The 24,878-nt window shown below is 68.5% G+C and carries 25 protein-coding genes; 15 read left to right on the plus strand and 10 right to left on the minus strand.

Annotation, left to right across the window (positions count from 1 at the left end; all coding sequences use genetic code 11):
- Positions 1-153 precede the first annotated feature (153 nt).
- Both EJI01_RS23680 and EJI01_RS23685 read right to left on the minus strand, forming a co-directional pair.
- Complete coding sequence (locus tag EJI01_RS23680; protein ID WP_409513978.1) at positions 154-1,026, minus strand: peptidoglycan DD-metalloendopeptidase family protein; 873 nt, start codon at positions 1,024-1,026, stop codon at positions 154-156.
- Entirely contained in the window at positions 1,026-1,415 is a 390-nt protein-coding gene (locus EJI01_RS23685) for a RidA family protein (RefSeq protein ID WP_126839586.1), read from the minus strand. The genes EJI01_RS23680 and EJI01_RS23685 overlap by 1 nt, the downstream gene beginning before the upstream one ends.
- A 157-nt stretch (positions 1,416-1,572) precedes the next feature.
- On the opposite strand from EJI01_RS23685, the gene EJI01_RS23690 reads away from it, so the two are divergent.
- The 8 genes from EJI01_RS23690 (at position 1,573) to EJI01_RS23725 (ending at position 10,956) form a co-directional block, all read left to right on the plus strand.
- Positions 1,573-3,117, plus strand: a complete 1,545-nt coding sequence (locus EJI01_RS23690) for an ABC transporter substrate-binding protein (protein ID WP_126839587.1) — start codon at positions 1,573-1,575, stop codon at positions 3,115-3,117.
- A 21-nt stretch (positions 3,118-3,138) separates the two neighbouring features.
- Positions 3,139-4,080 (plus strand): ABC transporter permease, encoded by a 942-nt coding sequence (locus EJI01_RS23695; RefSeq protein WP_126839588.1) that lies wholly within the window; start codon positions 3,139-3,141, stop codon positions 4,078-4,080.
- 3 nt (positions 4,081-4,083) lie between these two features.
- The gene (locus EJI01_RS23700) at positions 4,084-4,923 is read left to right on the plus strand and encodes an ABC transporter permease (protein WP_126839589.1); all 840 of its coding nucleotides are present in this window, start codon (positions 4,084-4,086) and stop codon (positions 4,921-4,923) included.
- A 347-nt stretch (positions 4,924-5,270) separates the two neighbouring features.
- A complete protein-coding gene (locus EJI01_RS23705; protein ID WP_126839590.1) occupies positions 5,271-6,299 on the plus strand; it encodes an ABC transporter ATP-binding protein in 1,029 nt (342 codons plus the stop codon).
- Entirely contained in the window at positions 6,296-7,258 is a 963-nt protein-coding gene (locus tag EJI01_RS23710; protein ID WP_126839591.1) for an ABC transporter ATP-binding protein, read from the plus strand. The genes EJI01_RS23705 and EJI01_RS23710 overlap by 4 nt, the downstream gene beginning before the upstream one ends.
- On the plus strand, positions 7,255-8,553 hold the full coding sequence (locus EJI01_RS23715; protein ID WP_126839592.1) for an amino acid deaminase: 1,299 nt from the start codon (positions 7,255-7,257) through the stop codon (positions 8,551-8,553). The genes EJI01_RS23710 and EJI01_RS23715 overlap by 4 nt, the downstream gene beginning before the upstream one ends.
- A gap of 11 nt (positions 8,554-8,564) precedes the next feature.
- On the plus strand, positions 8,565-9,464 hold the full coding sequence (locus EJI01_RS23720) for a MurR/RpiR family transcriptional regulator (protein WP_126839593.1): 900 nt from the start codon (positions 8,565-8,567) through the stop codon (positions 9,462-9,464).
- A complete protein-coding gene (locus tag EJI01_RS23725) occupies positions 9,457-10,956 on the plus strand; it encodes an N-acyl-D-amino-acid deacylase family protein (RefSeq protein WP_126839594.1) in 1,500 nt (499 codons plus the stop codon). Before EJI01_RS23720 ends, EJI01_RS23725 begins: the two co-directional genes overlap by 8 nt.
- Before the next feature lie 267 nt (positions 10,957-11,223).
- Here EJI01_RS23725 and EJI01_RS23730 read toward each other — a convergent pair whose 3' ends face one another.
- The 3 genes from EJI01_RS23730 to EJI01_RS23740 all read right to left on the minus strand — a co-directional run bounded on the left by EJI01_RS23730 (position 11,224) and on the right by EJI01_RS23740 (position 13,681).
- Entirely contained in the window at positions 11,224-12,360 is a 1,137-nt protein-coding gene (locus tag EJI01_RS23730; protein WP_126839595.1) for an ABC transporter substrate-binding protein, read from the minus strand.
- A 111-nt stretch (positions 12,361-12,471) separates the two neighbouring features.
- The gene (locus EJI01_RS23735; RefSeq protein ID WP_126839596.1) at positions 12,472-12,810 is read right to left on the minus strand and encodes a hypothetical protein; all 339 of its coding nucleotides are present in this window, start codon (positions 12,808-12,810) and stop codon (positions 12,472-12,474) included.
- Between the two features lie 40 nt (positions 12,811-12,850).
- Positions 12,851-13,681: an alpha/beta fold hydrolase gene (locus EJI01_RS23740; RefSeq protein ID WP_126839597.1), complete on the minus strand. Its 831-nt coding sequence runs from the start codon at positions 13,679-13,681 to the stop codon at positions 12,851-12,853.
- Between the two features lie 176 nt (positions 13,682-13,857).
- On the opposite strand from EJI01_RS23740, the gene EJI01_RS23745 reads away from it, so the two are divergent.
- The gene (locus EJI01_RS23745; protein WP_126839598.1) at positions 13,858-14,826 is read left to right on the plus strand and encodes a LysR family transcriptional regulator; all 969 of its coding nucleotides are present in this window, start codon (positions 13,858-13,860) and stop codon (positions 14,824-14,826) included.
- 79 nt (positions 14,827-14,905) lie between these two features.
- Here the strand turns inward: EJI01_RS23745 and EJI01_RS23750 are convergent, their stop codons facing one another.
- Genes EJI01_RS23750 through EJI01_RS23770 form a run of 5 tightly spaced genes read right to left on the minus strand, consistent with a single transcriptional unit; the run spans position 14,906 to position 19,674 of the window.
- The gene (locus tag EJI01_RS23750) at positions 14,906-15,613 is read right to left on the minus strand and encodes an SDR family NAD(P)-dependent oxidoreductase (protein WP_260602635.1); all 708 of its coding nucleotides are present in this window, start codon (positions 15,611-15,613) and stop codon (positions 14,906-14,908) included.
- 7 nt (positions 15,614-15,620) lie between these two features.
- The gene (locus tag EJI01_RS23755; protein ID WP_126839599.1) at positions 15,621-16,664 is read right to left on the minus strand and encodes a VWA domain-containing protein; all 1,044 of its coding nucleotides are present in this window, start codon (positions 16,662-16,664) and stop codon (positions 15,621-15,623) included.
- Positions 16,661-17,656 carry a DUF58 domain-containing protein gene (locus tag EJI01_RS23760; RefSeq protein WP_126839600.1) on the minus strand — a complete coding sequence of 332 codons (996 nt, stop codon included), beginning with the start codon at positions 17,654-17,656 and terminating at the stop codon, positions 16,661-16,663. Before EJI01_RS23760 ends, EJI01_RS23755 begins: the two co-directional genes overlap by 4 nt.
- Positions 17,637-18,653, minus strand: coding sequence for an AAA family ATPase (locus tag EJI01_RS23765; RefSeq protein WP_126839601.1), 1,017 nt, complete (start codon positions 18,651-18,653; stop codon positions 17,637-17,639). Before EJI01_RS23765 ends, EJI01_RS23760 begins: the two co-directional genes overlap by 20 nt.
- A 34-nt stretch (positions 18,654-18,687) precedes the next feature.
- Positions 18,688-19,674: a S1C family serine protease gene (locus EJI01_RS23770; RefSeq protein ID WP_126839602.1), complete on the minus strand. Its 987-nt coding sequence runs from the start codon at positions 19,672-19,674 to the stop codon at positions 18,688-18,690.
- A gap of 89 nt (positions 19,675-19,763) precedes the next feature.
- On the opposite strand from EJI01_RS23770, the gene EJI01_RS23775 reads away from it, so the two are divergent.
- The 6 genes from EJI01_RS23775 to EJI01_RS23800 all read left to right on the plus strand — a co-directional run bounded on the left by EJI01_RS23775 (position 19,764) and on the right by EJI01_RS23800 (position 24,875).
- Entirely contained in the window at positions 19,764-20,624 is an 861-nt protein-coding gene (locus tag EJI01_RS23775) for a TatD family hydrolase (RefSeq protein WP_126839603.1), read from the plus strand.
- A 124-nt stretch (positions 20,625-20,748) separates the two neighbouring features.
- Entirely contained in the window at positions 20,749-21,126 is a 378-nt protein-coding gene (locus EJI01_RS23780; RefSeq protein ID WP_126839604.1) for a hypothetical protein, read from the plus strand.
- A 63-nt stretch (positions 21,127-21,189) separates the two neighbouring features.
- Positions 21,190-21,711, plus strand: coding sequence for a DNA-deoxyinosine glycosylase (locus EJI01_RS23785; RefSeq protein ID WP_126839605.1), 522 nt, complete (start codon positions 21,190-21,192; stop codon positions 21,709-21,711).
- Positions 21,711-22,478, plus strand: a complete 768-nt coding sequence (locus tag EJI01_RS23790) for a spermidine synthase (RefSeq protein WP_126839606.1) — start codon at positions 21,711-21,713, stop codon at positions 22,476-22,478. The genes EJI01_RS23785 and EJI01_RS23790 overlap by 1 nt, the downstream gene beginning before the upstream one ends.
- The gene (locus EJI01_RS23795) at positions 22,475-24,265 is read left to right on the plus strand and encodes a GspE/PulE family protein (RefSeq protein ID WP_126839607.1); all 1,791 of its coding nucleotides are present in this window, start codon (positions 22,475-22,477) and stop codon (positions 24,263-24,265) included. Before EJI01_RS23790 ends, EJI01_RS23795 begins: the two co-directional genes overlap by 4 nt.
- A 121-nt stretch (positions 24,266-24,386) precedes the next feature.
- A complete protein-coding gene (locus EJI01_RS23800; protein ID WP_126839608.1) occupies positions 24,387-24,875 on the plus strand; it encodes a tripartite tricarboxylate transporter TctB family protein in 489 nt (162 codons plus the stop codon).
- Positions 24,876-24,878: the final 3 nt, after the last annotated feature.

Consider the following 24,878-nt stretch of genomic DNA (forward strand, 5'->3'; position numbering starts at 1 on the left):
CGCTGTCCACCCGAGACGGGCGCGCTGCGGCGTTGCAAATGCTCGCGATACCTACGGGTATCGCTGCGCTTTGCGCCTTGCATCGCATCCCGTCTCGGGCGTCCCTCACCGCCCATTTCAATGATTCAGCGGACTGGGGCCTGTTGCAAGTCCCTAGGCGGCGATGAAGAGCGCCGGATCCACCATCGCCCGGTTGAGCATCACCGACCAATGCAGGTGCGGGCCCGTCGCGCGGCCGGTGGCGCCGACGGCGCCGAGGCGCTCGCCGGTCTTCACCAACTCCCCCGGCTTCACGTCGACGGCGCTCAGGTGGCAATACATCGTGAGCAAGCCGCCGCCATGGTCCAGCCAAACCGTGCCGCCGTTGAAGAAGTAGTCGCCGGTGTCGATCACGCGGCCCGGCAGCGGCGCCCCGACGGGCACGCCGGTGGCGGCCGCGATGTCCATGCCGCTGTGCGGATTGCGCTTCTCACCGTTGAAGACACGCCGCAAGCCGAAGGAACTCGAGCGTCGACCCGGCACCGGCACCTTCATTCGCAGCTCGCCGGGCGGCAGCGGCTGGCTGAAGGTGGCCGCCACCTTTTGCTGGTGCGTTCGCTCGCGTTCGTAGCGCGCCATGTCTTCGGCCGAGAGGTCGACCGTGCGGGGAGCGACCTTCAGCCGCTGCTCGCGGTAGGCCTTGGGCGCGATGGTGTAGCGCAGTTCGCGTGCATTGGCGCCTTGGCCCGCGACGATCCTGATCGCCGCCTCGCCCGGCGCCGCGGCGAGCGGAATGCCGACCAGCGCCGACCATTCGATGGCGTCTCCGAGCACCAGCAACGGGACATCGCCGTCAGTGAGCGCGACCGGCCGCGCAGCAGCCGGTCCCAGCGAAAGGCGGGCGACGCCGCCCGGCACTTGCGATGCGCGCGGCCAGGTTTCCGCAGGCGCGGGGCCGGGCCTGGCCCTGGCCGCCCGCGCCGCGGGCAAGGTCGTCAGACCGAGAGCCCACAACAGGGCGTCGCGTCGGCTCGGGCGCATCGGCATCAGGCTTTCGGCTTGTAGGCCACGACGTCGATCTCGACCTTGGCGTCGACCATCAACCGCGCCTCGGTGGTCGAGCGCGCGGGACGGCCGGCCCCGAAGTAGCCCATGTAGACGCGGTTGAAGGCACCGAAGTCGCGCGCGTCCTGCAGCCATACCGTGGTCTTGCAGACGTCGTCGAATGTGGCGCCGGCCAGCGCGAGCACCGACTTGAGGTTCTCCATGACCTGCCGGGTCTGCGCCTCGATGCCGCCGACCACGATCTCGCCGTTCGCATCGGCAGGCACCTGCCCCGACACGTAGATGAAATCGCCCGCGCGCACGGCGGGGGAGAACGGGCGGACCTGGTTGTCCGAGGCCTTGGGGGATGTACCGAGGTATTCGAGTGGCATGAAAGGCTCCTGGGTTGAGGGGTGGTTTGAAATTCTATTTCAGTAAAAATCTAAAAACCTAGGGTTAACACCCGTGATTTGGCACGTTTGATGCTTCAAAGTCCGGCCGAATAGAAAATATATTTCACACCCCATTCGACCCACGAAGGAATTCCAGATGCCCATGCCCGCCCTCTCGAAGCGCAGCCTGCTCGGCGCGTTCCTCGTCAGCTTGCTGTGCGCCGTGGCGCCGGCCCAGGCCCAGGGCCCGCGCAATTTCGCGACCCTGGCCATGGTGGCCGAGCCACAGACGCTGGACCCGATGGCCTCCACCGCCGACTTGGTCGGCACAATCATGCAGCACGTCTACGAGCCGCTCTACACCTTCGATGCCAAGTGGAACGTGGTGCCGATGCTGGCCGAAGCCATGCCGAAGATCTCGGCCGACGGCAAGACCTACGCCATCACCCTGCGCAGGGGCGTGATGCTGCACAACGGCCGCGAGCTCAACGCCGAAGACGTGGTGGCGAGCCTGCAGCGCTGGATCGAGCAGTCGCCGCGCGGCAAGGCGGTGGGCAAGGAGCTCGAGAGCCTCAAGGCGAAGGGCCCGCTCGGCGTCGAGCTGGTGCTCAAGGCGCCGTATGCGCCGCTGCTCGCCCAGTTGGCGCTGCCGAGCGGCATGGCCGCGATCATGGCCAAGGACTCGATCGCGCAGCCGCTGAAGGAATTCGTCGGCACCGGCCCCTACAAGTTCAAGGAGCGCCGGCCCGACCAGTACGTGCTGCTCACGCGCTTCGACAAGTACAGCGCCCGCAAGGAGCCCGCGAGCGGCTACGGCGGCAAGCGCGAGGCGGCCATCGAGGAGCTGCGCTTCGTGCCGGTGCCCAATGCGAACACGCGCGTCGAGGGCGCGCTGGCCGGCCAGTACGACTATGCCGACCTGCTGCCGGTGGAAGCCCTGCCGCGCCTCGAGAAGGCCAGCGGGAAGACGCTGCCGATCATGACGCCGTCCTTCGGCTTCCCCTACCTGGTGTTCAACACCAAGGAAGGCGTGGCCGCCAGCCAGCCTGTGCGCCAGGCGATCCAGGTCGCGCTCGGCGAGGGCGAGATGCTCGCGGCCGGCTTCGGCGACACGCGCTTCTTCGTCGCCGAAGGCAACCACTTCCCCAAGGGCTCGCCTTTCTACGCCACCGGCGGCACCGATCTCTACAACCAGCGCAATGCGCCCAAGGCCAAGGAGGCGGCGGCCAAGGCCGGCTACAAGGGAGAGCCGATCCGCGTGCTGACCAGCCGCCAGTACGACTTCCACTACAACATGGCGCTCCTGATGGCCGAGCAGCTCAAGCGCGCCGGCTTCAAGGTCGAGCTCAACGTGGTCGACTGGGCCACGCTGGTGCAGCGCCGCAACGACCCGAAGCTGTGGGACATCTACGTCACGCATTCGGGCCAGTTCCCCGAGCCCATGCTCTCGCCGCCGCAGCTCGGCGACGGCGCGCCGGGCTGGTGGGATTCGCCGGCCAAGAAGGCCGCGCTGTCCGCTTTCAATGTCGAGAGCGATCCGGCCAAGCGCGGCGCGCTGTGGGGCAAGGTGCAGCAGGTGGTCTACGACGAGGTGCCGTACGTGAACGTCGGCAAGTTCAACGGGCTGTCGGCGAAGAGCCCGGCGTTGGACAACTACCAGCCGGCGACCTGGCCGTATTTCTGGAATACGCGCATCAAGTAAGCACCTGCCGCTTCCTTCGCCATGGTCCGCTATCTCTCGTCCCGCCTCGCGGGCATGCTGGTCGTGCTCGCCATCGTGGCGGTGCTGGTCTTCATCCTTACGCGCGCGGCCTCGGGCGACCCGGTCTCGGTGCTGCTGGGCGACCAGGCCACCGCCGCCGACATCGCACGCGTGCAGAAGGAATACGGCCTCGACAAGCCGCTGCCGGTGCAGTTCGGCTACTGGCTGCGCGAAGTGCTGCAGGGCAATCTGGGCCAGTCGATCTTCCTGCAGCGTCCGGTCACGCAGGCGCTCATGGAGCGCGCGGAGCCGACCGCGCTGCTGGCGCTGATGGCGGTCGGGATCGCGGCGCTGATCGGGCTGCCTTGCGGCATCGTCTCGGCGGTGTTCCGCGGGCGCGTGGTCGACCAGGTGTTCACCGGCATCGCGATGCTGGGCGCCAGCATCCCGAGCTTCTGGCTCGGCATCGTGCTGATCCAGCTGTTCGCGGTCTCGCTCGGCTGGTTTCCGGTGTCGGGCTATGGCGCGCCCGGCGCGCCGCTGGCCGAGCGCCTGCATGCGCTGATCCTGCCGGCCACGGTGCTGGGGCTCTTGAACTCGGCGCTGATCATCCGCTTCACGCGCGCCTCGATGCTCGACGTGCTGGGCGAGGACTATGTGCGCACCGCGCGTTCCAAGGGCCTGGCGGAAAGCACAGTGGTGCTCAAGCATGCGTTGCGCAATGCGCTGGTGCCGATCGTCACCGTGCTGGGGCTCACCATCGCGCTGATGATCGGCGGTGCGGTCGTGACGGAAACGGTGTTCGGCCTGCCCGGCGTCGGCAACCTGGTGGTGAACGCGGTGCTCAGGCGCGACTATCCGGTGATCCAGGGAGCGCTGCTCGTGATCGCGGCGATCTACGTGCTCATCAATTTCTCGATCGACCTGCTGTACGCCGTCGTCGATCCCCGCGTGAAGATCTGAATCATGCAAATGCCAAGAATGCTCCGCCAGCTGATGCACCGCCGCATCGTGATGGTCTCGGCCCTGGTGCTGCTGGTGATCGCGGTGCTCGCGCTCGGCGCGCCGTGGTTCGCCTCGGCCGACCCGAACGACACGGCCGTGCTCGACCGCCTCAAGCCGCCGAGCGCCCAGCACCTGATGGGCACCGACGAACTGGGCCGCGACATGTACTCGCGCATCGTCCACGGCGCGCGCTATTCGCTCGCGATCGCAGCGTTGACGGCGCTCGGCTCGGTGGTCGCGGGCACCCTCCTGGGCCTGGTGGCCGGCTTCTTCCGCCGGCTCGATGCGCCGCTGATGCGCGTGGTCGACGCGATGATGTCCTTCCCCGACATCCTGCTCGCGATCGCGCTGGTCGCCATTCTCGGCGCCTCGCTGGGCAATGTGGTGCTGGCGCTGGTGCTGGTCTACACGCCGCGCGTGGCGCGCGTGGTGCGCGCTTCCACGCTGGTGGTGCGCGAGCTGCTCTTCGTCGAGGCCGTGCGCGCCCTGGGCGTGCGCACCTCGCGCATCCTGTGGCGCCACATCCTGCCCAACCTGATGTCGCCGATCCTGGTGCAGGTGTCCTTTATCTTCGCCTACGCCATCCTCGCGGAGGCGGGGCTCTCCTTCCTCGGCGTCGGCGTGCCGCCCGAGATCCCGACCTGGGGCACCATGGTCGCCGGCAGCCAGCAGTATGCGGACCGGGCCTTCTGGGTCGTGCTGTTCCCTGGGCTCGCCATCATCTTCACGGCGCTCTCGTTGCAATTGCTGGGCGACGGCGTGCGCGACTTGCTCGATCCCAAGCTCAAGAAGGCGGCATAGGGTGAACGCATCTCTCACGCCTTATCAAGGGGTTTGGCTGCGGTGGGGGCGGGATCACGCCGACGGCGTGCTCTGCTCCGCGAATGTCCCCCGGCGCGGCCTAGGGCCGCAAGCCTCCTCCTTTATTTCGCTGCGCAGAGCACGCCATCGGCGTGATCCGTCACGGTGGTGGTGCATCGGCCGGCACGGCGCGACGTTTCTCGTGCCGAGGGCATGGGGTGTCCCCCGCAGCGAAATAAAGGAGGAGGCGAAGCCGGGGGACATTCGCGGAGGGGGATACCCCGTGTCCTCGGCACGCACCCCCGACGGCCGAAGCTCGAGCGCGATCGCGCGGCGGAGCAATTGACATGACAATCACCCCCCGCCTCAAGGTCAAGAACCTGAGCACCAGCTTTCCTACCGAAGACGGCCTCGTCCGCTCGGTGGCTGATGTGAGCTTTTCGACCCAGCCCGGCAAGACCACCGCACTGGTCGGTGAATCGGGCTCAGGCAAATCGGTCACCAGTCTCACGCTGATGCGCCTGCTGCCGAAAACGGCGAATGCGCAGGTCGACGGCAGCACCGCCTTCGTCACGCGCGAAGGCAAGACGGTCGATTTGCTGACACTGGGCGACCACGACATGCGGCGCCTGCGCGGCAACGAACTGGCGATGATCTTCCAGGAGCCGATGACCAGCCTCAACCCGGTCTTCACCATCGGCGAGCAGATCGCCGAGAGCGTGCGCCTGCACAAGGGGCTGGACCGCAAGGCCGCGCTCGCGCATGCGCTGCGGATGCTCGAGCTGGTGGAGATTCCGGCCGCGGCGCGGCGCCTGCACGAATACCCGCACCAGCTCTCGGGCGGCATGCGCCAGCGCGTGATGATCGCGCTGGCGATGGCCTGCGATCCGACGCTCTTGATCGCCGACGAGCCCACCACCGCGCTCGACGTCACGATCCAGGCGCAGATCCTCGAGCTCATGCGCCGGCTGCAGGCCGAGACCGGCATGAGCATCCTCTTCATCACCCACAACCTCGGCGTGGTGGCGCACCATGCCGACGACGTGGTCGTGATGTATGCGGGCCGCGTGGTCGAGAGCGCGCCGGTGCGACCGCTGTTCGCATCGCCCGAACATCCGTACACGCAGGGGCTGCTGGCCTGCCTGCCCGGCAAGGCGCATCTGCGCGGGGGCCCCAAGCCCAAGCGCCTGTTCGCGATCCGCGGCCAGGTGTCGAGCCCGCTGGCCCCGCCGCCGGGCTGCGCCTTCGAGCCGCGCTGCGACCATGCGGTGGCGGCCTGCCGGCAGGCCATCCCGCCGCTGGTCGAGACCCGCCCCGATCGGCAGGCGCGCTGCATCCGCGTGCCGGCGATCGACACCTTGGCGAGGGCCGCATGAACGCTCCATTGATCGAGGTCCGCGGCCTCAAGAAATACTTCGGCAGCGGCGAGCGCCCGGTGCGCGCGGTCGACGACGTGTCCTTCGCCATCCGCGCCGGCGAGACGCTGGGACTGGTCGGCGAATCGGGATCCGGCAAGAGCACCATCGGCCGCACGCTGCTGCGCCTGGTCGAGCGCACCGAGGGCGAGGTGCTCTACCGCGGCGACGACATCGGCAAGCTTTCTTCCGGGCCGCTGCGAAAGCTGCGCAGCAAGCTGCAGATCATCTTCCAGGACCCGTACGCGAGCCTGAATCCGAAGATGCGCATCAACGCGATCCTCGGCGAGGCGCTGGCCACGCACGGACTCCACAAGGGCGCGGCCGCACGCGACAAGCGCATCGCCGAGCTGCTCGAAACCGTGGGCCTGCGCCCCGAGCACGCCAGCCGCTTCCCGCACGAGTTCTCGGGCGGCCAGCGGCAGCGCATCGGCGTGGCGCGCGCGCTCGCGGTGGAGCCCGAGTTCATCGTCGCCGACGAGCCGCTGTCGGCGCTGGACGTGTCGATCCAGTCGCAGGTGATCAACCTCCTGGCCGACCTGCGAGAGCGCCTGTCGCTCACGATGCTATTCATCTCGCACGACCTGGACGTGGTGGAATACCTGTGCGACCGTGTGGTCGTGCTCTACCTCGGCAAGGTGATGGAAGTGGCGACCACCAGCGAACTCTTCGAGCGCCCTCGGCATCCCTACACGCGGGCCCTGCTGGCCGCGAGCCCGAAGCCCGATCCGCTTGTACCGAATGAGCATGTCGCGCTCCAGGGCGACATCCCGAGCCCGATGTCGCCACCGTCCGGCTGCGTCTTCCGCACGCGCTGCCCGCATGCCATCGAGGCTTGCGCGCAGACCGTGCCGCCGCTTTCCGAACTCGCACCGGGCCATTTTTCCGCCTGCATCCGCAAGGAGCTGATTTCCCAATGACCACCGACCACGACGACTTCCTCGACCCGCTGCTCGACACCGGCTTCAAGGGCTACCCGCGCACCCAGCCGCCGAAGCGTCGCAGCGAGATCGGCCAGGCCGGCTGGCACGTGCTGGCCGGCGACCTGCCGCTGCCGCTGGCCGTGCTCAAGCGCGAGGCGCTGGAACATAACCTCCAATGGATGCAGGCGCGCGTGCGCCAGTGGGGCATCGATCTCGCGCCGCACGGCAAGACCACCATGTCGCCGCAGCTCTTCCAGCGCCAGCTCGATGCCGGCGCCTGGGGCCTCACTTTCGCGACCGTGACTCAGCTCGCCGTCGGCGTGGCCGCCGGCGCGCGGCGCACGCTGATCGCCAACCAGGTGGTGAACGACGAAGACCTGGCCGGCATCCAGCTGCTGCTGCACGCGCACATCGACCTGCGCGTCGTGTTCCTGGTCGACTCGCTGGCCCAGCTCGCGCTGATCGAGGACTGGGCAGGGCGTCATCCCGAGCACCTGCCCTTCGAGGCGATGATCGAGATCGGCGTCGACGGCGCGCGCACCGGCTGCCGCACGCATGAGGAGGCGATCACTCTCGCGACCCGCCTGCACGAGAGCGCGGCGGTCAAGCTGGCCGGCATCGAGTGCTACGAAGGGCAGGGCGCCACCGGCGAGAGCGGGCCCGATGCGGCCTATGCGAACGCGCTGATGGACCGCGTCGAGGCGGTCGCCCGCCATTGCGACGTCAACGGTCTGTTCGACACCGACGAGGTGCTGGTCTCGGCCGGCGGCTCGGCGATCTTCGACCTGGTGGCCGGCCGCCTGAAGCCGGGGCTCGGACGCAGCGTGCGCGGCCTGCTGCGCTCGGGCTGCTACGTCACGCACGACCATGGCTTCTACCAGCGCATGCTGAACGCAGTGGACCAGCGCCTGGGATGCGATTGCGGCGAGAGCCTGCGTCCCGCGATGGAAGTGTGGGCCACGGTGCAGTCGCGCCCCGAGCCCAAGCTCGCGATTCTCGCCGTGGGCAAGCGCGACATCTCCTTCGACCTCTCGATGCCGGTGCCGATCGCACGCGCCGCGCGCGGCAGCTTGGTTCCCGCCGCGGTGCCGCCGGGCTGGAAGATCACGGCGCTCAACGACCAGCACGCCTACCTGCGCTGGGACGACGCCGAGGAGCCGCAGGCGCCCGTGGTCGGCGAGCGCGTCGGCCTCGGCATCTCGCACCCCTGCACCACCTTCGACAAGTGGCACTGGATGCCGGTGGTCGAGGAGGACTTGCGCATCAGCGACGCCGTGGCCATGCATTTCTGATGGCGAGCGCGATGACATCCTCCCTGCTCCAGAAGATGGCCCAAAGCCGCGACGGCGCCTCGGCTACGCGGCGCGCCATCCTCGACCTGATCCTCGAAGACCCCGACCGTGCGCTGCAGGAAAGCTTCGAGACGCTGGCCGAGCGCTCGCGCAGCTCGGTGCCGACCATCATGCGCACCTGCCGCGACCTCGGCTTCGCCGGCCTGCGCGAGTTCAAGCTCGCGCTGGCGCAGGAGCTGGCGCTCGGCGGCTCGCCGCTGCACCGGCGCGTAAACATCGAGGACGCGGCCGACGAGGTGGTCGGCAAGATCGCGCGCAGCGCCGCGGCCTCGGTGTCGGGCGTGCGCAGCCAGCTCGACATGCAAGTGCTCGACGGCGCCGTGGCCGCCATCGCGGCGGCGCCGCATGTGGACCTCTACGGCGCGGGGGCCACCTCGTGGTTCATGGCCAACGACCTGCAGGCGCGGCTGTTCCGCCTCGGCCTCTCGGCCAACGCCTGGGCCGACTACCACCTGCAGCAGGTGGCGGGCGCGGCCCAGCGTCCCGGCGGCGTGGTGATCGCGATCTCGCACGTGGGCGGCATGCCCTCGCTGCTCGACTCGGTCGACATCGCGCGCGGGCAGGGCGCCAAGGTGGTCGCGCTCACGCGGCCCGGCACGGCGCTCGCCGCCAAGGCCGATTTCCTGCTGGGCCTGTCGGTGCCCGACGACGCGGTGATGCACGTCGGCATCGATGCCTACCTCACGCACCTGACGGTGATCGAGATCCTGACCGTGCTGGTCGCGCAGCGCCGCGGCGAGCCCGCGGTGCAGCGCCTGCAGCGCGCGCGCGAGGCCTTCCAGCGCCACGGCATCGATGCCAGCACGCATCCGCTGCAGAGCTGGGATGGTGGAGGCGTGAAGCATGGCTGAGCAGGCGATCTTCTTGCTCGAAGGCGGCTTGGTGGTCGACGGCTCCGGCGGCCCGAGCTGGCCCGGCGACGTGCTCTTGGCCGGCGACCGCATCGCGGCCATGGGCGAAGGCTTGCGCCAGCGTTTGCCCGAAGGCATCGCCGCGGCCGATCTCGAAACCGTCGACTGCCGCGGCAAGGTGATCGCCCCCGGCTTCATCGACGTCCACACGCACGATGACGCGATCGTGCTGCGCGATCCGCTGTGCCTGCCGAAGATCTCGCAAGGCATCACGACGGTGGTTACCGGCAACTGCGGCATCTCGCTCGCGCCCTACCGCACGCCGCAAGCCCGGCCGCCGCTGACGCTGCTGGGCATCGATTCCTTCCGCCATGCCACGATGGCCGACTACCGCGCCGCGGTCGAGGCGGCGCAGCCGGCGCTTAACGTCGCCGCGCTGATCGGCCATACCACGCTGCGCTTCGCGACCATGGATGCGCTCGACCGCGCCGCCACCGAGGACGAGTGCGCGCGCATGGGCCAGCTGCTCGAAGCCTGCATGCTCGACGGTGCGCACGGCCTTTCCTCGGGCCTCTTCTACGAGCAGGCCTTCGCCGCGCCGGCCGAGGAAGTGACGGCGCTGGCGCGCATCGTCGCGCGCCACGGCGGCGTCTATGCCACGCACCTGCGCAGCGAGATGGAAACCATCATCGAGGCCATGCACGAAGCCGGCGACACCGCGTTCAGCGCCGGCGCGCCGCTCGTGATCTCGCACCACAAGTGCGCCGGCCCCGCCAACTGGGGCCGCACGCTCGAAACCCTGCCGCTGGTCGACGCGCTCGCCAAGCGGCAGGACATCGCGCTCGACGTCTACCCCTATGTGGCCGGCTCCACCGTGCTGCGCGAAGACCTGGTGGACGGCGTGATCGACATCCTGCTGACCTGGTCCGACCCGCATCCCGAGGTGCCGGGCCGCATGCTGGCCGACATCGCGCGCGAATGGGGCGTCGGCCAGAAGGAAGCCTGCCGCCGCCTGCAGCCCGGCGGCGCCTGCTACTTCCAGATGAAGGAAGAGGACGTGGAGCGCGTGATCGCCCATCCGCGCACCATGATCGGCAGCGACGGCCTGCCGCACGACCGCCATCCGCATCCACGCCTGTGGGGCGCCTTTCCGCGCGTGTTCGCGCGCTACTGGCGCGAGCGCAAGCTGTTCACGCTTGAACAGGCGGTGCACAAGATGACCGGCATGACGGCGCGCAACCTGCGCATCGCCGACCGCGGCCTGCTGCGCCTGGGCGCGATGGCCGACGTGGTGGTGTTCGATCCGCGCACTATCGCCGACACCGCCACCTACGACCGGCCGAAGAGCGCCAGCGTGGGCATCGAGCGCGTGTTCGTCAACGGCGCCTGCGCCTTCCGCGGCGGCGAGGTAGAACCCGCGGTCCGGGCGCGGGCGGGGCGGATGCTGACGCGGGCGGTCTGGGAAACCGGGTCGAGAATTAGGGCCTGTTAACGCTATTTGCGGGGATCGCGTTGCCCAGCCAAGGGGCTGGATGCAAGGCGCCCGTGCGCAGCAAGGCTTGCGCCTTGCAAGCGCGGGCAACGCCGCAGACGGCCCCTTGGCTGGGCAACCCGCAGGGAAGGCCTGCCAGGGCGCGCCACTCTGCGTTGCGCTCCCCTTGTGCGTGCCGACGCACGCACGGCGTCGCGCGCCTTGATTGGCCCGCCCTGGCAGGCCTTCGCGACGCCGCAAATAGCCTTACAGGCCCTAGCGCCCGGGTCAGCGCACGAAGCGGCCTTCGGGCGTGACGCGAACCATTTCGATGAACTTCGAACCCGTGCTGCTGCCGGCCGTGAAATCGATGTCCATGCCGGCCAGCCGCAGCCTGAAAGCGCGCAGCACCGCGTGCAGGCGCGCACGCGTCAGGTCGCGGCCGGTGCGCTTGAGCGCCTCGATCATCACCAGCCCATTCAGGTAGCCCTCGAAGCTGCCGTAGCCCACCGGCACCTGCGCGCGCTCCGCCAGGCGTCGGTAGTCGCGCGTGACGGTCTCCACCTCGCCCCAGGGATAGGGCGTGACCTGCGAGATGGCCAGTCCGCCCGCCTGCAGGTGCACCACCTTGGCCGTGATCTCGCCCGGGACGACCGACATGCCATAGAACATCGGTTTGCTGCCGGCGCCGTAGGTCGCCTTGATGACCTCGCCGGCCACCGTGCCGGCCAAGTACATCAGCACCGCCTGCGGCTGGCTGTCGGCCAATGTCTTGCCGGCGGCGGCGGAGGTCGAGCCGTCCCCCTTCACCGAAACCACTGCCGTCGGCGTGAGCTTGTGGGTGGCCATGGCGGCCTCGATGAGCTTGACCGCTTCGGCGCCGCCCGGGTTGTCGAGATGGGCGATCGCCATCTTGTTCACGCCGACGGTCGTCAGGTGCTCGACCAGGGCCTGTGCTTCGCGCGCATTGCTCGCGCGCACGAAGTAGGCGGAGCCGGCTACGCGTTCGCGCGCCGTGTCGCCCACGCCGTAACAGCCCACGCTGGGTGCGCCGCTTTGCTGCAGCAGCTTGGCCGCGGCGGCCGTGGTGCCCGAGCCGACGCAGCCGAAGAAGGCGAACACGCGATGGTCGTTCAAGAGCTTGCCGTAGTTCTCCACCGCCTTCTCGGGCTTCAGCTCGTCGTCCAGCGACACCAGCTTGATTTTGCGTCCGCCCACGCCGCCGTGCTCGTTGACCGCATCGAAGGCCAGTCCCGCGCCGTTGTGTACGACCTTGATCTGCGAGCCGAGTGGGCCGCTCAGCACGGCACTGCTGCCGAGCAGGATCTCGCTGTCGCTCACCCCGGCTTCGGCATGCGCGGAGGACAAATGCGCCAAGCCCGTGGCAAAGACGGCCGTGGAGGCGACAAAACTTCTACGCTGCATGAACGAGGCCCTTTTTCGATAGTTAAGTTGAATAACTATTTGAAACGAGCCGCCGATACCGCCCAGCTAGGGTTTACCCATGGTGGCGCGGCATTCTTCACGCTCCTGCAATCACTCGTGTCCCGTCAGCATCAGCGCCGCCCGGTAGGCCGCACGGCCGCCGTTCTTGGCTTCGTCGATCAGCGCCTTCAGCCGCAGCGCGCGCTCCTTCGGCGCCAGCAGATGGAGCGGCTCGGCCATCAGCTGCCGGGCCGCGCCGAGCAGCACATGCGCCGAGGTGACGCAGACGCGGATGGCCGCGCGTTCGCCGGCCGCGGCCTTCTCGTCCTCGCGATCCTCGAGAACCGACTCGATCAGGGCGAGCGCATTGTCGAGGCAGGCCTGCGCGAGCTCGCGCGGGGTCGCGCTGCCCTCTGCCGGCACGGGCGGCGTGTTGTCGGTGTGGAGCATGGTGAACAGACTGCTTGCTTTCTTTGAAGTCGGAGTCGGATCAGCGCACCGCCAGCGCTGCCTGCGGAGCTGCGGTGCGCGGCGTGCCGGCTTCATGCCGATGCAGCCAGCGCCTCAAGGCGCGCAGCAGCGCCCCCGGCTGGTCGGCATGCACCCAATGGCCCGCGTCGTCGATGTGTTCCAGGTGCGCACGGGGAAACAGGCGTGCGATGCGGTCATGCGACTCGGCTTGCACATAGGACGACTCGGTCCCGGCGAGGAACAGCGCCGGCCCTTCGTACTGCCGGTGCCGGAACCGCCGCGGAAATCCGCACAGCTCCTGCATGCACATGGCCACTGCCAGCAGGTTGAGGCGCCAGTCGAAGCGCTCGTCGTGGCGCCGCAGGTTCTGCATCAGGAAGTCGAGCACTGGCGTGTCGCCCGCCTGGTCCTGCGCCAGTGCCTGGCGGGCCTCGTTGCGGCCGGTCGCGGCGGCCGCGTCGAAGCCGCGCATGGCCATCATGTAGGGCGAGAACTGGTCGCTGTAGCGCTCGGGTGCGATGTCGACCACCGCCAGGCCGGAGATGGCCTGCGGATGCTCGAGGGCCAGCGTCATGGCGGTCTTGCCGCCCATGCTGTGGCCGATCAGCAGCGGCCGCTGCAAACGCTCGCGCTCGATGAGCGCCAGGACGTCCTGCGCCATCTCGGTGTACGACATGGTCTGGCCCCGGGGCGACGCGCCGTGATTGCGCGCATCGGGCAGGTAGACGCGGTGACTGTCGCCGAGCGCGCGGGCGATCCGGGCCCAGTTACGCCCCGCGCCGAAGAGCCCGTGCAGGATCACCACCGGAGGACCGTCGCCCACGGCCTCGCAGGCCAACTCAATGGACATGGGCTGCAACTTCCTGGCGTCTGGCCATGGGTCTTGTCTCCTGGCACGGGGATTCGAGGGTTTGACAGAGGTTATGGGCGTCGGACCCCTCCGTAAAATGGTTTGCGTCCATGCGCTGCATCGATGCCGCGAATAGCTCGGGAGCACGCAGGGATTTCGAAGGGCGAGGTCACCGCATGCGGTTCAACAAGCTCGACTTGAATCTGCTGGTGGCCCTGGATGCGCTGCTCACGGAGCGCAGCATCAGCAGGGCGGGAGAACGCCTGCACCTGAGCCAGTCGGCAACGAGCAATGCGCTGGCGCGGTTGCGGGCCTATTTCGAGGACGAGCTGCTGGTGCAGGTCGGCCGCAAGCTGGAGCTGACCCCGCGCGCCGAGACGCTGAAGGAGGCCGTGCGCGACGTGCTGGTGCGGGTGGATTCCGCGATCCTGGCCCAGCCGGGCTTCGATCCCTCCGAATCGCAGCGCTGCTTTCGCCTGATCGTCTCCGACTACACCTCGATGGTCCTGATGCCGCAGGTGCTCGCGCTGGCCAGCGCCCAGTCGCGCGCCGTGTGCTTCGAACTGCTGCCGCTGCTGCGGCCGCCGCACCGGGAGCTGGAGAGCGGCGAGGCTGATCTGCTCGTCCTGCCGCTGGAATACCGCACGCCCGAGCCTCATCCCTTCGACATCCTGTTCGAGGAGCAGTTCGTCTGCGTGGTCTGGAGCGGCGGCCGCTTCGGGCATGCCGACCAGCTGACGGCGGAGCAGTACGCTGCGGCCGGCCACGTCGTGATGCAGCCCTCCGGCATGGACCAGCCCACGCTCGCGGGATGGCTGAAGCGGCGCTACCCCGGGGTGCGGCGCATCGAAGTCACCACCTACAGCTTCGCCGCGGTGCCCTATCTGGTTGTGGGCACCGATCGCATCGCCACGCTGCACGCACGGCTCGCCTGGCTGGCTCGGAGGTCCCTGCCGCTGCGGCTGCTGCCGGTGCCGATGCCGATGCCGGCGATGAAGCAGACGATGCAATGGCACAAGTACCGCACGCAGGATCCGGGGCTGGTCTGGCTGCGCGGCCTGCTGCACCAGGCCGTGGCGAGGATGGACGCGGAACTGGAACCCGTTTGCGCGGACGATGTCGCCGAAGCAGCTCGCATGGAATGACCCGCCCGCGCGCGAGGGCGCGCGGCGCCGCCTCAGGCTGCGATCGAGTAGCCGCCGTCGACGGGGATCGCCGCGCCCGTCACGAAGTCGGAAGCCTTGCTCGCGAGGAAGACCGCGATGCCAGGTCCTCCGGCCGGCCCCAGCGCCCGGCGGGTGTGCGCGCATTGACGCGCTCCTCGAGGCCCTGCACCTGCGCACGCGCGCCGTCGGTCAGCTCGGTGCGGATCCAGCCCGGCAGCACGGCATTGACCTGGATCCTGTCCGGCGCCCAGGAGGCAGCCAGCGCGCGACTCAACTGCACGATGCCGCCCTTGCTCGCGCCGTAGGCCGGCCCATAGGGCGCGCCGAAGAGCGACATCATCGAACCGATGTTGATGATCTTGCCGCCGCCGGCCGCCTTGAGGTGCGGATGGGCCGCGCGGCAGCACAGGAAGGCGCTGGTGAGATTGGTGTCCATCACCATGTGCCATTCGGCCAGCGCGAGCTGGTCGGCCGGCTTGCGCACCGTGGTGCCGGCGTTGTTGACCAGGATGTCGAGCCGGCCGCAGCGCTCGGCCACCTGGTCGAAGATTTGCTGCACCGATGCTTCGTCGCTCACGTCGGCCGCCAGCGCGAAGCTGTCGCTGCCCGATGCCTTCAATTTCTCGACCGCGGCGGCCGATTTCTGAGGATTGCGCGCCGCAACGATCACGCGCGCCCCGGCCTTCGCCAAGCCCTCGGCCATGCCGAGCCCGATACCGCCGTTGCCGCCGGTGACGAGCGCGACTTTTCCCGTCAGATCGAACATCGACGGGCTACAGGATCCTGTTGAACCACAGCAGCGAGAGGCCGGCGGAGAGCAGGGCCAGCACGGCGGCGCTGAGCGCGAACAGCGCCGAGATCTCGGTTTCCTTCTTCTCGACCGTGAGCCTGGAGCTCAGCGTGTTGTAGACCTTGGTGAGGTCTGTGGCGGTGCCAGCGTAGTAGTACTCGGCCTGTGTCTTGTTGGCGATCGCCTTGAGCGTTTCCTCGTCGAGGCGCACGCGCATCGACCAGCCTTCGAAGCCGATGGTCTCGCCGTCCACCGTGCCGATGCCCACGGTGTAGACGCGCACGCCGCGCTCGGCCGCGACCTTGGCCGCATCGAGGGGGTCGACGCCGGTGGTGCGTTGGCCGTCGGTCAGCATGATGATGGCGGCCGAGGTGTAGGAGCCGGGCGCCACCGGCGTGAACTCCTTCTGCGGCCCCTTGCCGGCCTGCTCGAGCGGCACGCCGCGCTGGCGGCTGCTCTGGGGGCCGAAGTTCGAGACGTCGATGCCCGCATCCGGGAACAGGGTGGCCAGCGAAACGACGATGGCGTTGCCGGTGGCCGTCGCGCGCTGCAGCTGGAAGGAGTCGATGGCGGTGACCAGGTCTTCGCGGTTGGTGGTCGGCAGCTGCGCGACGTTCGCGCTGCCGGCGAAGGCGACGATGCCGACCTTCACGTGGCGCGGCAGTTCCTTCAGGAAGCTCTTGGCCGCTTCCTGCGCGGCCACGAGGCGGTTGGGCTGCACGTCGGCCGCGCGCATGCTCCCCGACACGTCCATCGCCAGGATGATGGTCTGCTGGTTCGAGGGCAGCACCACCACCGCCATCGGCCGCGCGGCGGCGATCAGCATCGCGATCATCGCGAGCAGGAACAGGAAGGGCGGGATGTGGCGGCGAATGTTCTGGCGCACGCCCATCGCCTCGCGCACGATCGAGAGGCTGGCGTAGCGCAGCGCCAGCTTCTTCTTGCGCCGCATGAGCCAGAAGTACAGCAGCACCAGCAGCGGCGCCGCGAGCAACAGCCAGAGGAATTGAGGCCAGAGGAAGTTCATGCTGCCACCGCCTTCGGGTTGGACGACCCGGCGCGCACGCGGCGCTTGCGCATGTCGGCAAAGCGCACGATGGCTTCCACCAGATCGTCGTTGGTCGAGAGTTCGAGCGCGTCGACGCCGACCTTGGCCAGCGTCTCGCGCAGGGTTGTTTCGCGCTCTGCGGCAACGCGGGCGAAGCGCTTGCGGAAGCTCGCGTCGTGCGTGTCGACCCAGAGCTGCTCGCCGGTCTCGGCATCGGTGAGCGGCACCAGGCCGAGGTCGGGCAGCTCGAGTTCGAGCGGGTCGAAGAGGCGCACCGCCACCACCTCGTGGCGCCGCACCAGTTGAGCGAGCGGGAGCTCCCAGCCGGGCTCGCTCAGGAAATCGGACACCACGAACACGGTCGAGCGGCGCGGCATCAGCACCGCTGCCGACTTGAGCAGATCGGCCAGCCGGGTCATGCCCTTCTGGACCGGCGCGTTCTTCTTTTCGGCGCGGCGTTCCATCGCGTGCAGCAGGTGCAGCACGTGCCGCCGGCCGCTGCGCGGCGGGATCACGGCCTCGACGTCGTTGCCGTAGACCAGCGCACCGACGCGGTTGCCGTGCCGCGTGAGCAGGCGAGCGATGACGCCGACGAAGCCGGCCGAGATCTCGCGCTTGGCTTTGCGGCCGGAACCGAAGTCGACTGAACGGCTCAGGTCGAGGATGAACCAGGCGGCCATCTCGCGGTCTTCGGTGAACACGCGCACATGCGGCGTCTGCAGGCGCGCGGTGACGTTCCAGTCGATGTGGCGCACGTCGTCGTGGTGCTGGTACTCGCGCAGGTCGGCCAGGTCGAGGCCGGTGCCGCGCATCAGCGTGCGGTAGTCGCCCTGCAGCAGGCCGTCGAGCCGGCGGATCACCGTCCATTCGAGCCGGCGCAGCAGGCGCTCGGCGGAGCCCGCCGCGGCCTCGCCCGCGAGTCGTTCGTCGTTGGCGGCGCGTTCGCGCCGGCTAGGCCACCAGCTTTTCATGTTCGAGCGGCTTGGCTGGCGGGGGCACGGCCCGCATGATCTTGTCGATCAGGCCGTCGGGCGTGAGCCCTTCGGAGAGGCCCTCGTAGGACAGCGTCACGCGATGCCGCAGCACGTCGGGCACCAGCGCCGTCATGTCCTCGGGCAGCGCATAGCCGCGGCCGCGCAAGAGCGCCAGGGCGCGCGCGCCTTCGGTCAGGTTGATGCTGGCCCGCGGGCTGGCGCCGAAGGTGATGAAGCGACGCATGTCCTTCAGGCCGTGCCGCTCGGGCGTGCGCGTGGCCGACACCAGCCTGACCGCGTACTGGATCAGCGAAGGGTCGACATAGACGCGCCGCGCTTCTGCCTGCAGCGCCGCGAGCTGGTCGGTGGTCGCGACCGGGCTGGCCTCGACCGGCGCGCCGATCACGCGCTCGACGATCACGAACTCTTCCTCGTCGGTCGGATAGTCGACCAGCACCTTCATCATGAAGCGGTCGACCTGCGCCTCGGGCAGCGGGTAGGTGCCTTCGGTCTCGATCGGGTTCTGCGTCGCCATCACGAGGAAGGGACGCGGCACCTTGTGCGTCTCGCCCGCGATCGTGACCTGGCGCTCCTGCATCACTTCGAGCAGCGCGCTCTGCACCTTGGCCGGGGCGCGGTTGATTTCGTCGGCCAGCAGCAGGTTGGCGAACACGGGCCCCAGGGAGGTGCTGAACTCGCCGGTCTTCTGGTTGTAGATGCGCGTGCCGACCAGGTCGGCCGGCACCAGGTCGGGCGTGAACTGGATGCGCTTGAACTGGCCGCGCACCGCATCGGCCAGCGTCTTGACGGTCAGGGTCTTGGCCAGCCCGGGAACGCCTTCGACCAGCAGGTGGCCGCCCGCCAGCACCGCGACCATCACGCGCTCGAGAAATCGGTCCTGGCCGACGACGACGCGCTTCACCTGGTAGAGGATCTGCTCCATCAGCTCGGCGGTGGACGCGGAGGCGGAGGTCGGTTCGTTCTCTGTGCTCATGCTTGCTGCTTTCGATGAGGAATCGGAAAGACCATCAGAAAGGCGGAGAGCCGGCGGCCGAGGCCGCGTTCTCGATCGGCACTGCAAAACCGATGCCAATGAAGGTGCGCTGCTGGGTCGGGTTGAGGATCGCGGTCACGATGCCGAGCACCTCGCCGTTCATGTTGATGAGCGGTCCGCCCGAATTGCCGGGGTTGGCGGCGGCGTCGAACTGGATCAGGTTGCCCAGCTCCTGCTTGCCCTCGGGCGACCGGAAAGAGCGCTTGAGGCCCGACACCACGCCGGCCGAGACCGAGGGGCCGATGCCGAAGGGAAAGCCGACCGCGGCCACCTGGTCGCCGGACTGCAGGTCGGCGGTCGAGCGCATCGTGGCCGGGATCAGGTCGTCGGGCAGCTTTTGCGCCTGCAGCACGGCGAGGTCGTTCTCGGGCTGCACGCCGGTGATCACGGCGGGCGCCTCCAGGCCGTCGGCGAAAGTGACCTTGATCTTCTCGGCGCCCGCGACCACGTGCAGGTTGGTCAGGATGATGCCCTTGTCGACGACCACGACGCCGGTCCCGACGCCGCGCTCCACCTCGCCCGGCGGTTCGTCGGCCTCGGGCGGCTTGCCCTTGGCGACGTTGTTGCCGCGCTTCTGGGTCTGGGCTTCCGGCGTCTTCTTTTCGGGCCCGTAGCCGACCACCCGCACCACCGAGGGACGGATGATCTCGGCTGCCTTGGCGGCCGGCGAGGGCAGGGTGGCGGTCTGCAGGGTGCGCAGCACGGCGGCGTCGATGTCCTTCTGCGTGTATTGGCGGATGTTCTGCTGCGGCCACAGCGCAATCGCCGAGCCCGAGGCGCCGAAGCAGACCGCAAGCAGCAGCGCGAAGCTGCGGCGTCCAGGCTGCCAGCGCGAGGCCGGGGCTTTAGCCGGTTGAGTTTCCGCGCCCACCTGGGCTTCGTCGGACGCCTCGGGCGTTCGAGACTCGGCCGCATCCTGCGGCGCGCGGGGCGAGCGACTGTAGAAAGCAGGCCTGCGCATCGGGCACCTCCGGCAAAAATATCGACGCGTGAGAGAGGCACGGTAGCACGCTTTCTCCGGCCGTGCATGCATTCGGGCATCATCGCGCGATGGCCGTCTTCATCGATACCCACTGCCACCTCGATGCACCGGAATTCGGCACCGAAATGCCCGCAATACGGGCGCGTGCGGCGGCCCGGAACGTTGCCCTGTGCGTGATTCCGGCGGTGGCGGCCACCAACTTCGCAACGGTGCGCGAACTCGCGCATGCCCAGAACGATGCCTACGCGCTGGGCATCCACCCGATGTGCACCAACGAGGCGCAGGACGAGCACCTGGCGCTGCTCGACGCGGAACTTGCCGCGCACCGCGACGACCCGCACCTGGTGGCGGTGGGCGAGATCGGGCTCGATTTCTTCGTGCCGGGCCTGGATCCCGACAAGCAGGAGCGCTTCTTTCACACTCAGTTGCAACTCGCACGCAAACATGGACTGCCGGTGATCATTCATGTGCGCCGGTCGGTGGACAAGGTCTTGAAGCATCTGCGGCAGGTCGCGCCCGGCCAGACCTGGCAGGGCATCGCGCATGCGTTCAACGGCAGCGCGCAGCAGGCGCAGGCCTGCATCGAGTTGGGCCTCAAGCTGGGCTTCGGCGGCGCCGTGACCTTCGAGCGCGCATTGCAGCTGCGGCGTCTTGCCGCAACGCTGCCGCTCGCGTCGATCGTGATGGAGACCGATGCGCCCGACATCCAGCCGCATTGGCTCTACCGCACCGAAGCGCAGCGTGCGGCGGGCGAGCCGCAGGGTCGCAACGAGCCGGGCGAGCTGCCGCGCATCGCCGAAGTCGTGGCCGGGCTGCGCGGTATCGCGCTCGATGCGCTGGCGCAGGCGACCACGCGAAACGCCGTTTCGGCGCTGCCGCGTCTGTCATCGCTGATCGATGCGTCGGCCGGCATGCCGCAGCACGCGTAGGCCAAGTGCCCGACTTCCGCGCCAGCGCGTCGATGGCGCGATCCGGATGTCATCCTTGGGCTTCGAGTGTTCGTTCTTGGCCAGTGGCAAGTTCGTCACTCCAACTCATCAAAGGAGCTTTCCCATGAACAAATCGTCCATCCGCACCTTGCCTGCCGTGCTGGCCCTGGCCCTGGCATCCATCGGCCTGTCGGCCGTGGCGCAAACCCAGTCCGCACCCCAGCCAGCGCCGGCGACGCAGGAGCCGACCATGACCGAGAAGGCCAAGGAAACCGGCAAGGACGCCGTCGACGCCACCAAGCGCACGACGAAGAAGGTCGTTGGCGCCACCGAGCGCGGCGTCAAGAAGGCAGGTACAGCCACCAAGAACGTCGCGAAGAAGACCGGCGATGCCGTGTCGAGCGCGGGCCACAAGACGGCCGACGGCATGCGCAGCGCCGGCCAGAAGATCGGCGAGAAGGTGCCCGGCACGGCAGAGCACGATGCCGCCAAGAAGCCCTGAGTCCCTGGGCTCGGCTGTCGCCAACAACCCGCCTCGGCGGGTTTTTTTGTGTCTACTGCACGCATGAAGAAAGCATCGCCTGCGCCGCCGCTGCGGCTCACCGGCCTCGATCCGATCGTCTCGGATCGCACCGTCGTTCTCGTCCTCGGCAGTTTCCCGGGCGGCCGTTCGCTCGCCGTGGGGCAGTACTATGCGCACCCGCAAAACCACTTCTGGAAGATCTTGCAAGCGATTTGGCCCGACCACCCGCTCCCCGCGGGGGCAGACAGTTATCCCGCCCGCCGTGACTGGCTGCTCGAGCGCGGCCTCGGCCTCTGGGATGTGTACGCCGCTTGCGAGCGCGAAGGCAGCCTCGATTCGGCGATCCGCAACGGCGAGGCGAACGACATCGCGGGCCTTGCGCTGCCCGGGCTGGCCGCGATCGCGCACAACGGCGGCGAAAGCTTCAAGCATGCGCGACACACCCAGGGCCTCGGCGTGCCGGTCTATCGGCTGCCGTCCTCGAGCGCGGCGAACGCATCGTGGACCTTCGATCGCAAGCTCGAGGCCTGGCGCGAGGTCTTCCTGAAGCACGGACTGGTCTGATGGCGGCGAGGAAAGCCGCGGCGCCCGAACTTCCGGAAGTCAATTTCTCCGACTGGGGCGATGTGCGCTACCTGCACCTCGGCACCGAGTGGGTACAGGGCTCGATGAAGCTGGATGCGCCCTTCGAGATCGAACTCGAGTACGTGCAGCGCATGATGGCCTGGCTGCTTTTCGTCGATGCCGCGAGCGTGCGCAGCCGCCATGCGATGCAGCTGGGTCTGGGCGCAGCGAGCCTCACCAAGTTCTGCCGCAAGACGCTGGGCATGCGCACCACGGCGGTCGAGCTCAATCCGCAGGTGGTCGCGGCCTGCCGCGGCTGGTTCAAGCTGCCGGCCGATGACGCGAGGCTGCACGTGATCGTCGCCGATGCGGCGGTCGAGATCCGGCGGCCGCTGTGGCAGGGCGATGTGGACGTGCTGCAGGTCGACCTGTACGACCACGAGGCCGCCGCGCCGGTGCTCGACAGCGAAGCCTTCTATGCCGACTGCCGCGCCCTGCTGACCGAGGACGGCTGCATGACGGTCAACCTGTTCGGCCGCTCCTCGAGCTACGAGCGCAGCCTCGAGAAGATCGCCGCCGCCTTCGGCGAAGATGCGCTCTGGGCCTTCAGGCCCACGCGCGAGGGCAACACGGTGGTGCTGGCCCAGCGCACGCCCGGCCGGCCGAAGCGCCCCGTGCTTGCCGATCGCGCCCAAAGCATCCAGACTCGGTGGGGCCTGCCTGCGCCGAAGTGGCTGCGGGTGTTCAAACCCATTGCTGATTCATGAGCGCTGTTTCCTCCTCGACCCCATCTGCTCTGTCCCGCCACGAAGGACCGCTCGACCTGCGGCACCTGATCGAGTGGCTCGCCAAGGACGGCGTGATCTCTCCGGTGGAGGCCAAGCGCACGCTGGCGCGCTGCGCGCAGGCCGAGAGCCGGCAGCATCCGCTGGTTCGGCTCGCGAATGTCGCGATGACGCGCGAGAGCGACGGCAAGCCGCTCGACCTGGAGATGCTGAGCCAGTGGCTCGCCGGCCGCGCGGGCCTGGCCTATCTGCGCATCGATCCGCTGCGGGTCGACGTGGGCAAGGTGGCCGACACCATGAGCGCGGCGTACGCGGAGCGGCACAAGGTGCTGCCGGTGCAGGTCACGCCTGCCGAGGTGGTGGTGGCCACCGCCGAGCCCTTCCTCACCGACTGGATCGCGGAGGTCGAGCGCCAGGCGCGCCGCGCGGTGCGGCGCGTGGTCGCGAACCCGGTCGACATCCAGCGCTACACGGCGGAGTTCTTCTCGCTGGCCAAGTCGGTGCGCGCGGCGCAGAAGGCCGGCGGCAGTGCCGGCGGCGCCAGCTTCGAGCAGCTGGTCGAGCTCGGCAAGAGCAACAAGCAGCTCGATGCCAACGACCAGAGCGTGGTGCAGGTAGTCGACTGGCTCTGGCAGTACGCCTTCGACCAGCGCGCCAGCGACATCCACCTGGAGCCGCGGCGCGAGCAGGGCGTGATCCGCTTCCGCATCGACGGCGTGCTGCATCCGGCCTACCAGATGCCGATGGGCGTGATGAACGCGATGGTGTCGCGCATCAAGCTGCTCGGCCGCATGGACGTGGTCGAGAAGCGCCGGCCGCTGGACGGCCGCATCAAGACCCGCAACATGCGCGGCGAAGAGATCGAGATGCGGCTCTCCACGCTGCCCACCGCCTTCGGCGAGAAGATGGTGATGCGGATCTTCGATCCCGACACCGCGGTCAAGGACCTCGATGCGCTGGGCTTCGCGCAGCACGATGCGCAGCGCTGGGAGCAGCTCGTGACGCGCCCGCACGGCATCATCCTGGTGACGGGGCCGACCGGCTCCGGCAAGACCACCACGCTGTACTCCACGCTCAAGCGCGTCGCGACCGAGGAGGTCAACGTGAGCACGATCGAGGATCCGATCGAAATGATCGAGCCCTCCTTCAACCAGACGCAGGTGCAGCCGCAGCTCGACTTCGGCTTCACCGAGGGCCTGCGCGCGCTGATGCGGCAGGACCCGGACATCATCATGGTGGGCGAGATTCGCGACATCGCGACGGCCGAGATGGCGGTGCAGGCCGCGCTCACCGGCCACCTGGTCTTCAGCACGCTGCACACCAACGATGCGCCGAGCGCGATCACACGGCTGATGGAGCTCGGCGTGCCCAACTACCTCGTCAATGCGACCATGCTCGGCGTGCTGGCCCAGCGCCTGGTGCGCACGCTGTGCCCGCATTGCAAGGCGCCGGACGACAGCATCACGCGCGAGCAGCTCGGCGACTTCGTCAAGCCCTGGCAGATCACGGGCTCGGTGCGGGCCTACAAGCCGGTCGGCTGCGTCGACTGCCGCATGACGGGCTACCGCGGCCGCATGGGCCTGTACGAACTTCTCACCGTGGGCGAGGGCTTCAAAACGCTGGTCAACAAGGAGCCTAACCTCGCCGGGCTGCGCCGCCAGGCCGTGACCGACGGCATGCGGCCGCTGCGGCTCGCGGGTGCGCTGCGCGTGGCCGAGGGCCTGACGACCATCGACGAAGTCTTGAGCGCGACTCCGCCGCTCGAGTAAGCGCTTCGGCGCGGCGTCGCGCCCCGGGATAACCCTAGGCTCTCGCTAGGTGGAATCCACATCAAGCTGACCACTGCCTGATCACACAATCCGCTGTTCGAATTTTTCGAGGGGACTGTTCGTGAAAATCAAGAGTCAGAAGGACTTCTTTGCGGGTCTGATGTTCACCATCGTCGGCATCGCCTTCGCATGGGGCGCAACGACCTACAACGTGGGCACCGGCGCGCGCATGGGCCCGGGCTACTTTCCGCTGATGCTGGGCATCCTGTTGGGCATCCTGGGGATCATCGTGATCTTCACGGCCCTCACCATCGAGACGGTGGACGGCGAGCCGATCGGAAAGATCGCATGGCGGCCGCTGGGCTACATCATCGGTTCCAACCTGGTGTTCGGCGTGCTGCTCGGCGGCCTGCCGACCTTCGGGCTCCCCGCCATGGGACTGATCGCCGCGATCTACGCGCTGGTGCTGATCGCCGGCCTCGCGGGCGAGCACTACAGCCTCAAGGCCAGCCTGATCCTCGCCACCATTCTTGCCGTCGGCAGCTACGTCGCCTTCGTGGTCCTGCTGAAGCTGCAGTTCCAGGTGTGGCCTACCTTCATCACCGGTTGAGAA

It is taken from the genome of Variovorax sp. MHTC-1 (assembly GCF_003984645.1).
In the GTDB taxonomy this organism is placed as follows: domain Bacteria; phylum Pseudomonadota; class Gammaproteobacteria; order Burkholderiales; family Burkholderiaceae_C; genus Variovorax.

What these genes read in the sequence shown, in the direction of transcription:
- EJI01_RS23715 (WP_126839592.1), top strand. Translation starts at nt 7,255, where the DNA reads ATGACCACCGACCACGACGACTTCCTCGACCCGCTGCTCGACACCGGC.
- EJI01_RS23785 (WP_126839605.1), top strand. Translation starts at nt 21,190, where the DNA reads ATGAAGAAAGCATCGCCTGCGCCGCCGCTGCGGCTCACCGGCCTCGAT.
- EJI01_RS23795 (WP_126839607.1), top strand. Translation starts at nt 22,475, where the DNA reads ATGAGCGCTGTTTCCTCCTCGACCCCATCTGCTCTGTCCCGCCACGAA.
- EJI01_RS23780 (WP_126839604.1), top strand. Translation starts at nt 20,749, where the DNA reads ATGAACAAATCGTCCATCCGCACCTTGCCTGCCGTGCTGGCCCTGGCC.
- EJI01_RS23765 (WP_126839601.1), bottom strand. Translation starts at nt 18,653, where the DNA reads ATGAGCACAGAGAACGAACCGACCTCCGCCTCCGCGTCCACCGCCGAG.
- EJI01_RS23740 (WP_126839597.1), bottom strand. Translation starts at nt 13,681, where the DNA reads ATGTCCATTGAGTTGGCCTGCGAGGCCGTGGGCGACGGTCCTCCGGTG.
- EJI01_RS23745 (WP_126839598.1), top strand. Translation starts at nt 13,858, where the DNA reads ATGCGGTTCAACAAGCTCGACTTGAATCTGCTGGTGGCCCTGGATGCG.
- EJI01_RS23700 (WP_126839589.1), top strand. Translation starts at nt 4,084, where the DNA reads ATGCAAATGCCAAGAATGCTCCGCCAGCTGATGCACCGCCGCATCGTG.
- EJI01_RS23750 (WP_260602635.1), bottom strand. Translation starts at nt 15,613, where the DNA reads ATGTTCGATCTGACGGGAAAAGTCGCGCTCGTCACCGGCGGCAACGGC.
- EJI01_RS23755 (WP_126839599.1), bottom strand. Translation starts at nt 16,664, where the DNA reads ATGAACTTCCTCTGGCCTCAATTCCTCTGGCTGTTGCTCGCGGCGCCG.
- EJI01_RS23690 (WP_126839587.1), top strand. Translation starts at nt 1,573, where the DNA reads ATGCCCATGCCCGCCCTCTCGAAGCGCAGCCTGCTCGGCGCGTTCCTC.
- EJI01_RS23760 (WP_126839600.1), bottom strand. Translation starts at nt 17,656, where the DNA reads ATGAAAAGCTGGTGGCCTAGCCGGCGCGAACGCGCCGCCAACGACGAA.
- EJI01_RS23790 (WP_126839606.1), top strand. Translation starts at nt 21,711, where the DNA reads ATGGCGGCGAGGAAAGCCGCGGCGCCCGAACTTCCGGAAGTCAATTTC.
- EJI01_RS23680 (WP_409513978.1), bottom strand. Translation starts at nt 1,026, where the DNA reads ATGCCGATGCGCCCGAGCCGACGCGACGCCCTGTTGTGGGCTCTCGGT.
- EJI01_RS23775 (WP_126839603.1), top strand. Translation starts at nt 19,764, where the DNA reads ATGGCCGTCTTCATCGATACCCACTGCCACCTCGATGCACCGGAATTC.
- EJI01_RS23705 (WP_126839590.1), top strand. Translation starts at nt 5,271, where the DNA reads ATGACAATCACCCCCCGCCTCAAGGTCAAGAACCTGAGCACCAGCTTT.
- EJI01_RS23770 (WP_126839602.1), bottom strand. Translation starts at nt 19,674, where the DNA reads ATGCGCAGGCCTGCTTTCTACAGTCGCTCGCCCCGCGCGCCGCAGGAT.
- EJI01_RS23710 (WP_126839591.1), top strand. Translation starts at nt 6,296, where the DNA reads ATGAACGCTCCATTGATCGAGGTCCGCGGCCTCAAGAAATACTTCGGC.
- EJI01_RS23695 (WP_126839588.1), top strand. Translation starts at nt 3,139, where the DNA reads ATGGTCCGCTATCTCTCGTCCCGCCTCGCGGGCATGCTGGTCGTGCTC.
- EJI01_RS23725 (WP_126839594.1), top strand. Translation starts at nt 9,457, where the DNA reads ATGGCTGAGCAGGCGATCTTCTTGCTCGAAGGCGGCTTGGTGGTCGAC.
- EJI01_RS23685 (WP_126839586.1), bottom strand. Translation starts at nt 1,415, where the DNA reads ATGCCACTCGAATACCTCGGTACATCCCCCAAGGCCTCGGACAACCAG.
- EJI01_RS23735 (WP_126839596.1), bottom strand. Translation starts at nt 12,810, where the DNA reads ATGCTCCACACCGACAACACGCCGCCCGTGCCGGCAGAGGGCAGCGCG.
- EJI01_RS23730 (WP_126839595.1), bottom strand. Translation starts at nt 12,360, where the DNA reads ATGCAGCGTAGAAGTTTTGTCGCCTCCACGGCCGTCTTTGCCACGGGC.
- EJI01_RS23720 (WP_126839593.1), top strand. Translation starts at nt 8,565, where the DNA reads ATGACATCCTCCCTGCTCCAGAAGATGGCCCAAAGCCGCGACGGCGCC.